Origin of the sequence: Bradyrhizobium sp. Ai1a-2 (assembly GCF_000426245.1) — a bacterium.
GTDB lineage: Bacteria > Pseudomonadota > Alphaproteobacteria > Rhizobiales > Xanthobacteraceae > Bradyrhizobium.
This window is the reverse complement of the sequence record NZ_AUEZ01000048.1, coordinates 59077-72008: the sequence shown is the minus strand read 5'-3', so window position 1 is coordinate 72008 and position 12932 is coordinate 59077. Positions and strand designations below refer to the sequence as shown.

13 protein-coding genes and 1 pseudogene are annotated in these 12932 nt (G+C 63.4%); 4 read left to right on the top strand and 10 right to left on the bottom strand.

Annotated elements, in window-relative coordinates:
* The 4 genes and pseudogenes from K288_RS54895 to K288_RS0126990 form a co-directional block, all read right to left on the bottom strand.
* Positions 1-144: pseudogene (locus K288_RS54895) on the bottom strand (IS5/IS1182 family transposase); the annotation flags it as partial.
* Between the two features lie 368 nt (positions 145-512).
* Entirely contained in the window at positions 513-2375 is a 1863-nt protein-coding gene (locus K288_RS0127000; protein ID WP_027582379.1) for an ABC-F family ATP-binding cassette domain-containing protein, read from the bottom strand.
* 110 nt (positions 2376-2485) lie between these two features.
* The gene (locus K288_RS46650; RefSeq protein ID WP_043160781.1) at positions 2486-2686 is read right to left on the bottom strand and encodes a hypothetical protein; all 201 of its coding nucleotides are present in this window, start codon (positions 2684-2686) and stop codon (positions 2486-2488) included.
* Between the two features lie 172 nt (positions 2687-2858).
* Positions 2859-3104 carry a hypothetical protein gene (locus tag K288_RS0126990; RefSeq protein WP_027582378.1) on the bottom strand — a complete coding sequence of 82 codons (246 nt, stop codon included), beginning with the start codon at positions 3102-3104 and terminating at the stop codon, positions 2859-2861.
* 350 nt (positions 3105-3454) lie between these two features.
* On the opposite strand from K288_RS0126990, the gene ndk reads away from it, so the two are divergent.
* Together ndk and K288_RS0126980 are read left to right on the top strand one after the other, a co-directional pair.
* Positions 3455-3877, top strand: coding sequence for a nucleoside-diphosphate kinase (gene ndk / locus K288_RS0126985; protein WP_027582377.1), 423 nt, complete (start codon positions 3455-3457; stop codon positions 3875-3877).
* 165 nt (positions 3878-4042) lie between these two features.
* Complete coding sequence (locus K288_RS0126980) at positions 4043-4882, top strand: TerC family protein (protein ID WP_027582376.1); 840 nt, start codon at positions 4043-4045, stop codon at positions 4880-4882.
* A gap of 127 nt (positions 4883-5009) precedes the next feature.
* Here the strand turns inward: K288_RS0126980 and ppx are convergent, their stop codons facing one another.
* From ppx to K288_RS0126960, 4 genes are all read right to left on the bottom strand, one after another.
* Complete coding sequence (gene ppx / locus K288_RS0126975; RefSeq protein ID WP_027582375.1) at positions 5010-6512, bottom strand: exopolyphosphatase; 1503 nt, start codon at positions 6510-6512, stop codon at positions 5010-5012.
* A 21-nt stretch (positions 6513-6533) separates the two neighbouring features.
* The gene (locus K288_RS0126970; RefSeq protein WP_027582374.1) at positions 6534-8705 is read right to left on the bottom strand and encodes an RNA degradosome polyphosphate kinase; all 2172 of its coding nucleotides are present in this window, start codon (positions 8703-8705) and stop codon (positions 6534-6536) included.
* Positions 8706-8831: 126 nt separating this feature from the next.
* Complete coding sequence (locus tag K288_RS0126965; RefSeq protein WP_027582373.1) at positions 8832-9509, bottom strand: chromosomal replication initiator protein DnaA; 678 nt, start codon at positions 9507-9509, stop codon at positions 8832-8834.
* Positions 9510-9637: 128 nt separating this feature from the next.
* Positions 9638-10180: a CDP-alcohol phosphatidyltransferase family protein gene (locus K288_RS0126960; protein ID WP_027582372.1), complete on the bottom strand. Its 543-nt coding sequence runs from the start codon at positions 10178-10180 to the stop codon at positions 9638-9640.
* 159 nt (positions 10181-10339) lie between these two features.
* On the opposite strand from K288_RS0126960, the gene purM reads away from it, so the two are divergent.
* Positions 10340-11413: a phosphoribosylformylglycinamidine cyclo-ligase gene (purM, locus tag K288_RS0126955; RefSeq protein ID WP_027582371.1), complete on the top strand. Its 1074-nt coding sequence runs from the start codon at positions 10340-10342 to the stop codon at positions 11411-11413.
* The gene (purN, locus tag K288_RS0126950) at positions 11410-12063 is read left to right on the top strand and encodes a phosphoribosylglycinamide formyltransferase (protein WP_027582370.1); all 654 of its coding nucleotides are present in this window, start codon (positions 11410-11412) and stop codon (positions 12061-12063) included. The genes purM and purN overlap by 4 nt, the downstream gene beginning before the upstream one ends.
* 169 nt (positions 12064-12232) lie before the next feature.
* Here the strand turns inward: purN and K288_RS0126945 are convergent, their stop codons facing one another.
* Both K288_RS0126945 and K288_RS52640 read right to left on the bottom strand, forming a co-directional pair.
* Positions 12233-12436, bottom strand: coding sequence for a cold-shock protein (locus tag K288_RS0126945; protein WP_027582369.1), 204 nt, complete (start codon positions 12434-12436; stop codon positions 12233-12235).
* A 296-nt stretch (positions 12437-12732) separates the two neighbouring features.
* On the bottom strand, positions 12733-12912 hold the full coding sequence (locus K288_RS52640) for a hypothetical protein (RefSeq protein ID WP_152535684.1): 180 nt from the start codon (positions 12910-12912) through the stop codon (positions 12733-12735).
* Positions 12913-12932 lie beyond the last annotated feature (20 nt).

The following is a 12932-nucleotide window of genomic DNA, read 5'->3' as shown; positions in this document are numbered from 1 at the left end:
CACCGCACCGAACCGCTGTTCCAGGACCGACCAGTCGATCGTCCGCGAAAGCTTCACCAGTGCATGATCCATGTCGAGGATCGCGTCCAGCCGGGAGCGCAGAAGATCGGCCTGTCCGCTGTCGCGTCGTTCCTTTGGCTTCATCGTCCCCTCCGGTCAGACCGAGGGAATCACGACGCGCGATTCGGCGGTATCCTCAAATGCAGATTTGCAAGCTTTTGCGGCGTCAAACCCCGAAAGCTTGCAATCTCAAACCCCCTCACGACCGAAAAATCGACTCCACATCAATGGCTTGGGCGATTCTTCACGGACGACGAATTTCTCTCCACGGTCATTCCGGGGCGACGCGAAAGCATCGAGCCCGGAATCCATCCAACCGCGGAGCATGCGTTGAAATGGATTCCGGGCTCGCGACTTCGTCGCGCCCCGGAACGACGGAGAGCGAGGAGCCTGTGGCCCATCCCTCGAGATGCCGCTTCGCGGCTCCTCGGGATGAGGGCGCATGGGCTAGACTAGCTCGCAGCCTCATCCGAGAGCGAGCTCGCTTCCAGCCATTCTTCCTCGGCGCGCTGCAGTGCGCTTTCTGCGCCGGCTCGCGCCTTGGCGAGTTGTGCGGCCTGCTTCGGATCGCGCGTGAACAGATCCGGCAGCGCGAGCGCCGCGTCGATTTTTGCGATGATGCCAGTGATGCGTTCGATCTCGGCCTCGGCCTGGGCGATACGCTGCTTCGGCGCGATACGCTTCTCGTTTTTCGGACGCTCGGATCTGGTGCTCTCTCTGCCGCGTTCGCTCGAAGCGGGCCGTACGCCATTCGCTGACAGCACCGTCCTGCGGTAGTCGTCGAGATCGCCGTCATAGCTCGTGACCGTGTTGTTGGCGACGACCCAGAGCCGCTCGGCGCAGGCTTCGATCAGGTAGCGGTCGTGCGAGACCATCAGCACGGCGCCGGGAAAATCATTGATCGCTTCGGCGAGCGCAGCGCGGCTGTCGATGTCGAGATGGTTGGTCGGCTCGTCCAGGATGATCATGTTGGGAGCGGCGAAGGTCGCAAGGCCGAGCAGCAGCCGTGCCTTCTCGCCGCCCGACAGGCTCTTCACCAGCGTATCCCCCGCCTTGCCGGAAAAGCCAATCGCGCCGACGCGGGCGCGAACCTTGCTCTCCGGCGCATCCGGCATCAGCTTGCGGATATGGTCGTAGGGCGAGCCGTCGAGATTGAGCTCGTCGACCTGATGCTGCGCGAAATAGCCGACCGAAAGCTTTTCCGCGCGCGTGATCTTGCCCGAGAACGGCGCGAGCCGGCCCGCGAGCAGCTTCACCAGGGTCGACTTGCCGTTGCCGTTGGCACCTAACAGCGCAATGCGGTCGTCGGTATCGACGCGCAGCGTCACGCGGTTCAGCACCGGCTTGTTCGCATCATAACCGACGGCGACGTCATCGACGGCGATGATCGGCGGTGACAGCGTCCGCTCGGGCGTCGGGAACGAGATCTCGTGCACGTCCTGCGTCACCAGCGCAGTGACCGGCTTCATCCGCTCCAGCATCTTCATGCGCGATTGCGCCTGGCGCGCCTTCGAAGCCTTGGCCTTGAAGCGGTCGACGAAGGCCTGCAGCCGCTTGCGCTCCTCGGCCTGCCGCTTGGCATGCTTTGCATCGAGCATCTCGCGCGTGGCGCGCTGTTCCTCGAACGAGGAATAGGTCCCCTTGTAGAGCGTCAGCCTGCGGTGATCGAGGTGCAGGATCTGATCCACGGAGGTGTCGAGCAGGTCGCGGTCATGGCTGATGACGATTACGGTACGCGGATAGTGCGCAAGATGATCCTCCAGCCACAGCGTACCTTCGAGGTCGAGATAGTTGGTCGGCTCGTCCAGCAGCAACAGATCCGGCGCCGCAAACAGCGTCGCGGCGAGCGCAACCCGCATGCGCCAGCCGCCGGAAAATTCGGCGCATGGCCGCGCCTGGTCGGCCGCCGAAAATCCGAGGCCGCTCAGGATCGCGGCCGCGCGGGCAGGGGCGGAATGGGCGTCGATGTCGACAAGCCGGGTCTGGATTTCCGCGATCCGGTGCGGATCGTGGGCGGTCTCGGCCTCGCGCAACAGCGCATCGCGTTCGAGATCCGCCTTCAGCACGATCTCGATCAGGCTTTCGGGACCATTGGGCGCTTCCTGTGCCAGGCTGCCGATCCGCCAGCGCGGCGGGATGGTGATGCCGCCGGCCTCAAGCGGAATGTCGCCGCGGATGGCATGAAACAGCGTCGACTTGCCGACGCCGTTGCGGCCGACAAAGCCGACACGGGCACCGGGAATGATCTGTACCGAGCTGTTCTCGATCAGAAGCCGCCCTGCGATCCGGACGGAGATGTCGGAGATGGTGAGCATGCGGCCTTGTCACCGGAGCCGGCGCCAAAGGCAACCCATCAGTCCGGTAAATTATGCTCCAGCTTTTCAACTCACGAGTTGCTCGAGCCCAGCCTCGACGGCGGCCTCCTTCAATGCAGGTTCTCTTCCTCGCGCCGGCGCATCTCGTCCAAGAGATGCTGCAAATGAGAGGTCAGCGACGTCTCCGGGCGCAAGCTTTGCTGCAACCGTTCGCCGACCGCGTCACAAATGGACCGGCAGGTCTTGTGATCGAGCAGCTCAAAATCAGCATGGCTTCGGCTATTCATGGTCGGTCTCTCGGCGAGTTCCATCTCGCCTTGCTTGAACGAAATCTCGCAAGGTCAAGTCCCGAGGGCCGAATTTGTTTCCGGTGGATGCGTCTCCGTATTCTCGCTCAAAGGTGGCAGACCAGGGGTTCCATGCCCCAAAAAAAGCCCCGGCGTTGCGGCCGGGGCGCTCAAGTCAGGGGGAGTTCAGGTCAGGTCAATAGCAACGGTTGATCAGGCGCCAGCGGGGGCCCCAGGGGGTCGGTACAACGCGCCGCACGTAGCAGCCGCCATAACCGCCGCCGTAGTACGCGGGACCGCCGACAACGACGCGCGGACCCCAACCCCAGCCGCGATGCCAGCCACCGTGCCAGCCGTCCCACGCCGAGGCGGAGGTCGGCGCCAGCGCGGCCGCGCCAAGCGAGGCCGCGGCAAGAGCGACAAGCGAGAATTTGCGTAGCATGGTCGTCTCCTTGAATTTCGGCGCGGTCGGAAGCGCCGGCGGTGACAATGTCTCCTGTGACGCCCTCGCTTTGGCTCTCTGGATGAGCTTCGAAGGCGTCCGATCGGTGAACAGCTTAGGCCGCGCGATCTGAACGGGAGCGCGACGCTGGCTACAGAATGGGTTCACGTTCGTGAAATTGTCGTAATCCCGGCCGGTTAACGCCCTGCCGTCCGCGGGGCCGACGCTGATCCTGGTCGCCAAATCGTGCCCAAACTAAAGGCGAAGGCGACACCGCGTCGCTTGCCGTCGCTGGATCACGCCGATATAAGCCCCGCAACTCGTTAACCAGCGTTTGCAAGGACGAACTCATGGCGACTGAACGCACTTTCTCGATCATCAAGCCCGACGCGACGGAGCGTAACCTGACCGGCGCGGTCAACGCGCTGATCGAGAAGGCGGGGCTCCGGATCGTGGCCCAGAAGCGGATTCGCATGACCCGTGAGCAGGCCGAGACTTTCTATGCCGTCCACAAGGCGCGCCCGTTCTTCGGCGAGCTGGTCGAGTTCATGACCTCGGGCCCGGTTGTGGTCCAGGTGCTGGAAGGCGAGGGGGCGATCTCCAAATATCGCGACGTGATGGGCGCCACCGACCCGTCCAAGGCCGCCGAGGGCACCATCCGCAAGCTCCATGCGAAATCGATCGGCGAGAATTCCGTGCATGGGTCCGATGCCCCGGAGACGGCCGTGATCGAGATCGCGCAGTTCTTCTCGGGCAACGAGATCGTCGGGTAGGGCACTTTCGGTTCTGATTGAATCAGAACCGAAGCTCTGGATTCTTGTTTTGACACGAGGTCTTCAAGCGAACCGGTATTCGCTTCGCTTGAAAACGCTCTAATACAACGAAGTTGCGGCGGCTGAGCGTCGCGAGGGGTGGTCGCAAGGCCGAAAGGAAGCGCTGTGGACTGGCTGTGGCAGATCGTTGATCCCGCGAACCTCGCGGCTTTCTTCACGCAGTTCAAGAGCGAGATGGGGACGACGACCTTCTGGGTCGCCGTCGGCAAGATCATCTGGATCAACGTGCTGTTGTCGGGCGACAACGCATTGGTGATCGCGCTGGCCTGCCGCGGGCTCGCGCCGCGCCAGCGGCTGTGGGGTATGATCTTCGGCGCGGCGGCCGCGGTGATCCTGCGCATCATCTTCACCGGCATCGTCGCGACCTTGATGGAATTCCCTTACCTCAAGCTCGTCGGCGGGTTGGCGCTGATCGTGATTGCGGCAAAGCTGCTCGTTCCCGAACACGATGACGAGGACAGCGTGGATGCGGCCGCGCATCTGTGGGCTGCGGTGCAGATCGTCGTCGTCGCCGACATCGTCATGAGCCTCGACAACGTGATCGCGGTCGCCGCCGCCGCCAATGGCAGCGTGCCGCTTTTGGTGCTGGGCCTTGCGATCAGCGTGCCCCTGATCGTCGCGGGCGCGGCGCTGATCATGGCGCTGCTCAACAAGCTGCCGGTGCTGGTCTGGGCCGGCGCGGCCCTGCTTGGCTGGATCGCTGGGGATGTGATCGCGACCGATCCGGCGGTCGATCCGAAGCTCGATGCGCTATTTGCCGGACCGGTGGGCGACAAGCTCGATTCCTGGCTGGGGGCGCTCGGCATCGGTCCGCATTTTGCCGGCGGCGGCCATGGCGGCGAGATCGCGCTGGCGCTGCTTGGCGTCATCGTGGTGCTGGTCGTCGGATCAATCTGGCGCCGGCGCGCAATGCATCACGCCGAGCGGGCCGCGAAGGCGGCCTGAAGAAGGCACGTAGCCCGGGTGGAGCGGAACGCGTAACCCGGGACACCTGCGCCCGCGTTGCGAGCGACCCCGGGTTACGCTGGCGCTTCACCCGGGCTACGGCGCTGCCGATTGAGGCATATGCCGTCTAGCGCCGCACGATCGAGCCGGTGCGTCCGACCAGACGCGCCAACTGCTTGAAGCGGCTGCCGACGCGGTCGGCGACGAGATCGACCATCCGGTGCTCGAACACCAGCATGAGATTACGCCCATCGGTGCGGAAATGCGTTGCCGGCAGCACGCCGGGCCGTGCCGCCGAGATCAGGTGGGCGACGCGAAACGCAGCGCCAAGCAGGCGTGCGCGTTCGAGCATCGTATGCGGCACCATCTCCTGCACGATTTCCGGCGGTTCGTTCTCAAGGCTCAGGCCGGCGTAACGGTAGAACACCGAGAGCGCGACGAAGGTGCGGCCCTGATGGGTGATCGAGCCGAAATTGCCGTTGGTGATGAGGCTGAGCGTCTCCTCGCCGCGATGATCGGGATGCACCCGCCAGCCGATATCCGACAACAGGCAGGCGGCATGGCGCAGCCTGCGGTCCTCGTCGGTTTCGCGTAGCCTCACGACGCGCACCAGCCGATCGGTCCAGGCGATCAGTTCCTCGGCATGACGCGCCGACCGCGAGAGCAGGCCGTTCATCGTCTGCGCCGCGCACATCAGTCCGTCCTTGGCGCGTTCGGAGGGCGGCAGCATCTCGTAGAACAGGCCCTCGCGCACGCCGAAGGTGGAGAACACGATCGTCTTCGGCTTTGCCACCCGGATCACGTATTCAAGAACGAGCGCGGCGTAGGTGAGCAATGGCCGCCGCGCGTCGGCCACAGCCTCGATGTTGGCGAGCATGTTGGCTGCCGCGAGCCGGCGCAGGCGCTGCGCGAAATCGAGCGCGTCTGCGGCGGTAATTGAATAGCCATGCATCACCTTGAGCGGATAGCCGCTCTGGATGATGTGGATGCGCGCCAGCGCGCGCCACGTGCCGCCGACCGCGTAGAAGCTGCGGCCGCGGCCCGCCTTGAGCTGCGGAACCTCAGACAGTTCGTTGCGGACGATGCGCTCGGCGCGCTTCAGCGATTTGTGCGAGAGGTCCTGCAGCGCGAGGCTGCCGAGCGGCAGCGTCACGCCGCTGTGGACGCGATTGCCCTTGACGTCGATCAGTTCGAGCGAGCCGCCGCCGAGATCGCCGACGATGCCATCCGGCTTGTGCACACCGGAGACAACGCCCAGGGCGGAGAGCTTGGCTTCCCGTGGACCCGATAGAATCTCGATCCGGGTTCCGCAGATGCGTTCGGCCTCGGCGATGAAATCGGGACCGTTCCTGGCGTCGCGACAGGCCGCTGTCGCGATCGCATAGACGCGGCCGACTCTCTGGATCCGGCACAATGCGCGAAACCGCCGCAAAGCCGTCAGCGCCTTTGCGACCGCATCCTCCGCGAGAAGCCCCGTGCTCTGCACTTCACGGCCGAGACCGCACAGCGCCTTCTCGTTGAACAGCGTGATGAGGCTACGCGATAACGACTCGTAGACCACGAGACGCACTGAGTTCGAGCCAATGTCGATGACAGCGACGCTCGTAGCGCGCTTGCGCGGTCGCTTCACCGGAAAGTCCCCTTGTGGCGGCTAGCGGCGAGTAAGTCGGCGCGGCGAAGATTCCTTGAGAGACTTTCCACGGCCCGACAGACTCGGATTCGTCATGAAGTAATTATGAAGGTTGAAAGGCTCTTCGCCTTTCGCGGCCTTCATACGCGTTGACGATCCGTCGGGCAACAATTGCCAGCTCTGCTCGGTGTCCTTCAGATTCGCGACCATGATCTGTTCGAGAACCTGCTGATGAACCGTGGGATTTTGCAGCGGACACAGCACTTCGACACGGCGGTCGAGGTTCCGCGGCATCATGTCGGCGGAGGAGATATACACAGCCGCTTTCGCGCTCGGCAGGCCATAGCCCATGCCGAAGCAATAGATTCGGCCGTGTTCCAGGAATCGGCCGATCACCGATTTGACGCGAATGTTCTCGGAAAGTCCTGGCAGGCCCGGCCTGAGGCAGCAGATGCCGCGCACCACGAGCTCGATCGGCACGCCCGCTTGCGATGCTTCATAGAGCGCGTCGATGATGTCGGGGTCGACGAGCGAGTTCATCTTCATCCAGATCGCGGCGGGCCGGCCATGACGCGCGTGACTGATCTCGCCCTGGATGTGTTCGATGATGCGCTTGCGCAGCGTGAGCGGCGACACCGCCATCTTTTCGATGTCGCTCGGCTCGGCATAGCCGGTGACGTAGTTGAACACGCGCGCAGCGTCGCGGCCGATGATGGGGTCGGAGGTGAAGTAGGAGAGATCGGTGTAGATGCGCGCGGTCACCGGATGGTAGTTGCCGGTGCCGGTGTGCACATAGGTGGTGAGATTGCCGCCCTCACGGCGCACCACCATCGACAGTTTGGCGTGGGTCTTGAGCTCGATGAAGCCATAGACCACCTGCACGCCGGCGCGCTCGAGATCGCGCGCCCAGCGGATGTTGGCTTCCTCGTCGAACCGCGCTTTCAGCTCGATCAGCGCCGTGACCGACTTGCCGGCTTCAGCGGCTTCAGCCAGCGCGCGCACGATCGGCGAATTCTGCGAGGTGCGATAGAGCGTCTGCTTGATGGCGACGACATCGGGGTCGCGGGCGGCCTGCTGCAGGAACTGCACCACGACGTCGAAGGACTCGTAGGGGTGGTGGACGATCAGGTCCTTCTGCCGGATCGCGGCAAAGATATCGCCGCCATGGTCGCGCACCCGTTCCGGATGGCGCGGCACGTAAGGGGTGAATTCGAGATCGGGCCGGTCGAGCCGGGTGAGTTGCGACAGTTCGTTCATGGCCAGCACGCCGTCGACCAGGAAAACCTCGTCGTCGGCGGCGTTGAGCGCGTGCTGCACGAACAGGCGCAGCTCTTCCGGCATCTTGGCCTCGATCTCCAGACGGATCACCGATCCGCGCCGGCGTCGCTTCAGCGCGGTCTCGAACGTGCGGACGAGATCTTCGGCTTCTTCCTCGATTTCGATTTCGGAGTCGCGGATGACGCGGAAGGCGCCCTGGCCATTGACCGTGTAGCCGGGGAACAGGCGTCCGATGAAGAGGCCGGTGGCCTGCTCCAGCGTGATCAGGCGCAGCCGGCCTTCACTGGGGATGCGGATGAAGCGGTCGATCTTGCCGGGCATGCGGATCAGCGCGTTCATCGCCTTGCCATCGGAGATCCGGGACAATTGCAGCGCTACCGTGAAGCCGAGGTTGGGAATGAACGGGAAGGGATGCGCCGGATCAATCGCGAGTGGCGTCAGCAGCGGGAAGATGCTGTGGAGGAAATGATCCTCGATCCAGGCCCGCTCCACCTTGGTGACGTCCCGCCCATCGACCAGGTCGATTCCAACTTCCGAGAGCATCGTGCGCAGGTCGCTCCAGATCGCCTGCTGGTCGGAGGCGAGTTTGGAAACGTTCTGGTTGATCAGGACAAGCTGCTCGGATGGGGTCAGCCCGTCAGGGCTGCGCTCCGGGATGCCCTCACGGACCTGCGCCTTGATACCGGCGACGCGGACCATGAAGAACTCGTCGAGGTTGTTGGCCGATATCGACAGGAATCTCACCCGCTCGAGCGCGGGATGGCCGCGATTGACGGCCTCTTCCAGCACGCGGCGATTGAAATGCAACCAGGACAGCTCGCGGTTGATGAAACGTTCGGGGCTTGTCGCGATCGCCGGCAGACCTTCGCCAACCTGCTCTTTGTCTTGTACTTCAATAGGTTGTGCCGATTCCATGAAGTTCTCGATCCATTCGAGTTCAGCTCAGAGCCACTTAAGCAAAGGCAACGCAAACCTTGTGATAAGCGGATGACGTTTCGATGACATTGACGTTCTCCGAACTGGCGCCGTCAAGTCACCGGGTCAGGCGTTGCGCCACAGTTCCGCGGCCAGCGCCCGTGTCACCGGCCGGCCGAGCCGCAGCGCCTCGGTGTCCAGCAGCTCCACCGCCCGACGGGCGGCGGCATAGGAGCGCTCGATCCGGCTGGCGAGATAACTCACCAATGATTCGTCCACGGCCATCTGGCGGTCAGTGCAGTATTTTACGATCAGCCCGCGAAACAGCAGATCGTCGGGCGGCAACAATGACACGGTCGGCACCGCACGCAGCCGTGACCGGAGGTCGCGCAATTCGATCTCGAACGCGGACGGCGGAATGCGAGCGGTCATCAGCACGAAGGCTTCATCCTGGCGGGCCAGATTGAGCAGATGAAACATCGCGCGCTCGTCAAAGCCGTGCGGGTTCAAGTCTTCGACAACGAGTGCGCCGGTTGCGAGATCCGCCGGCACGCTCTCCGCCGATAGCGCGTGCGCCGATGTCGAGCGCGCGCCGGCGCGCTCGGCCCAGATCGCCGCGAGGTGGCTTTTGCCCGATCCTTCGGGGCCGACCAGCAGCATGATGCGGTTCGGCCAGTCCGGCCAGCTCTCGATCAGAGCGAGGCCGGCCTCATTCGCCGTTCCCTCCAGGAAGTCGTCGCGGGTCAGGCTCTCCGCATGCGGCAGCGCCAACGCAAGCTGACGGGGATGAACGCTACCTGCCACGCAAAACTCTCCGGGACGCAAACGCCCTTAGATCATGATCCGATTAGATGGAATCGGATCATGATCTCATCTGTTTGTTTGAGCATGATCTTTTCGGAAAACCGGTTTCCACTTTTCCGGATCATGCTCTAGCGCGCTTCGATCGTGCTCATGTGCCGCACCCACTCGACGAGATAGAGGGAGACCGAAACCAAAGTAAAGATGGTGACAAATCCCATCAGGATCAGGTCATAAGGCCTTGGCTCGAAACCGAAACCGAGCGAGGCCAGCACCAGGGCCGCGAACGCGACCTGAGCCCCCGTGTTAAGTTTCGAGACCATCAGCGGTTTTATCTCGACCGGCTTGTCGAACAGCCAGGACACGATCACCGCCGCCACGATCATGATGTCGCGCGACACCACGAGGATGACGAGCCACCGCGGTACCGCGCCCCAGATCCCGAGCGCCACATAGATCGACACCAGCAGCGCCTTGTCGGCCAGCGGATCGAGCAGGGCGCCGAGCTCGCTCGTCATGTTGAAGCGCTTGGCGAGGAAGCCGTCGACGGCGTCGCTGACGCCGGCAATCACGAAGATGGCAAAGGCGATTTCCATCTGGCTGGAGACGATCGCCCAGACGATGACCGGCACCAGGATGATGCGGCCCAGGGTGATGATATTGGGTATGCTCAACTCGGTCGCTTCCCGGCTACCGGCTTGAATTCTCGGAAGATTCGGCCCTTTTGGGGGCCGACCCGGTCGTTATCTACATAGTATACCGCCAGCCGCCTTGCGAGCCATTGCGCGGGGGCGGAATTCCTCGTAACCAGCCGTCTTCAACTGGAATTTTCCATGACCGAGCGCAAGAACGGCCTCACTTACGCGGATTCCGGCGTCGATATCGATGCCGGCAACCGGCTGGTCGATCTGATCAAGCCGATGGTCCGCGCCACCGCGCGCGCCGGCGCGGACGCCGAGATCGGCGGCTTCGGCGGCCTGTTCGACCTGAAGGCGGCCGGCTTCAATGACCCGGTGCTGGTGGCCGCCACCGACGGCGTCGGCACTAAGGTCAAGATCGCGATCGAGACCGGGCTGCATGACGGGATCGGCATCGACCTGGTGGCGATGTCGGTCAACGACCTCGTCGTGCAGGGTGCGGAACCGCTGTTCTTCCTGGACTATTTCGCCTGCGGCAAGCTCGATCCGGAGGCGGCGGCTGCGATCGTCGCAGGGGTCGCCGAGGGCTGCCGCGAATCCGGCTGCGCGCTGATCGGCGGCGAGACCGCCGAGATGCCGGGTCTTTACAAGGACGGCGATTACGATCTCGCCGGATTTGCGGTCGGGGCAGCCGAGCGCGGCACGCTGTTGCCGCGGCCGGATATCGCCATCGGTGATGCCGTGATCGGGCTTGCTTCCTCCGGCATCCACTCCAACGGATTTTCCCTGGTGCGCAAGATCGTCGAGCAGTCGCGCGTCAGCTTCGATGCGCCGGCACCGTTCTCGCCGGTGATGACGCTCGGCGGCGCGCTGCTGGCGCCCACTAAGCTCTATGTCAAATCCTGCCTGCGCGCGATCCGCGAGACCGGGGCGATCAAGGGGCTGGCCCACATCACCGGCGGCGGCTTCACCGACAACATTCCGCGGGTGCTGCCGAAGCATCTGGGTGTCGGCATCGATCTCGCCCGGCTGCCGGTGCTGCCGGTGTTCAAATGGCTGGCGGAGCAGGGCGGCATCGCCGAGCTCGAACTGCTGCGCACCTTCAATTGCGGCATCGGCATGATCGCGATCGTGAAGGCGGACGCCGTCGAGCGGGTCATGGAGGTCTTCACCGAAAGCGGCGAGACCGTGACATTGCTCGGCGAAGTGATCCACGCGACCGGCGAGCATCGCGTGGTCTACAACGGCCATCTCGATCTTTCGCAATGAAGCGCCGCGTCGCCATCCTGATTTCCGGGCGCGGATCGAACATGGTCGCGCTGATCGAGGCCGCGAAGGCGGCAGACTTTCCGGCCGAGATCGTCGTCGTGATCTCCAACCGCGCCGACGCCGCGGGCCTCGCCAAGGCGACCGCAAGCGGCATTCCGACCATCGTCATCGAGAGCAAGCCGTTCGGCAAGGACCGCGCCGGCTTCGAGGTGATGCTGCAGCGCGCGCTCGATGAGAAGAACGTGGAGTTGATCTGCCTCGGCGGCTTCATGCGGCTGTTCACGGCGGAATTCGTGCAGCGCTGGCACGGCAGGATGCTCAACATCCATCCGTCGCTGTTGCCGTGCTTTCCCGGCCTCGATCCGCATGGCCAGGCGCTCAGGGCCGGAGTCAAGATATCAGGCGCCACCGTGCATTTCGTGATCCCGGAGACCGATGCCGGGCCGATCGTGGTGCAGGGCGCGGTGGCCGTGGCCGATGACGATACGCCGGAGACGCTGGCGGCCCGCGTCATCCAGATCGAGCATCAAATCTATCCGGAAGCGCTGCGGCTGCTTGCGGCAGGCCGGCTCAGGCTGGAGGGCGATGTCTGCAAGACAGCAGGCAACGCAGCGTCAGACGGCACGCTGATTTCGCCCGCAGTAAGTTAGTGCAACGTCCGCGCCGTCAAAGAAATCCCCCCGGGGTGATGCCGGGGGTAGCAATCATGATCTCATCTCTTTGTTGAGCATGATCTCCGCGCAAACGTTTTGCGTTTGTCGCGGGGGAAAACTGGTTTCCACTTTTCCCGATCATGCTCCAGCGGATCGCGACTGAAGTCTAGGAGACCTTGAGGTTTTCCGCGGATGCTTTGCCGCGGTTCTCCACGAGGTCGTACTCGATCGTTTGATTTTCATTGAGCGTGGAGAGTCCCGCACGCTCCACCGCCGAGATGTGGACGAAAACGTCCCTGTCGCCGACGGCCGGCTTGATGAACCCATAACCCTTGGTTGGGTTGAACCACTTGACGGTACCCTTCGGCATCGCCTGTCTCCTCGTCTAGACGTAAAAAAGACGCGGCCACGCTTTGCGCGTGCCACGCCACAAACCGGCTTCCGGCAGTCTGATCAAATTCCGATTCTTAGACTTTAAGGTCACGAAACGCACAGTCGAACGGCCCAATCCGATTGTGCCGTAGATTGCAACACGAAAATCGCAAGTTAGCAAGTGTCTGGAGTGCCACGGAAAATCGGTGCGCCGCGGCAACTCCTGTGGCCGATGGACAACAATGCTGCGGCGTCGAGCGAAGGGTGCGAGGCCGCGCGACTGACGCTCGCGGCCTAGCAGGGCCAAATCAGCCGATATTGATCGCTATTTTTCGCATTTTTCTGGCTCGCGCCTTTTTTGGGAATTAAATGCATGCCCTGCTTATGGCGCCCGGCCGGCATGGTTAACGCCGATCTCATGGCGGGGCGGCGATAACGAATTTCGGCAGCAAACCCGGCATCGGCGAAAGCCATGGTGCGGCTGCCAGCGCGTA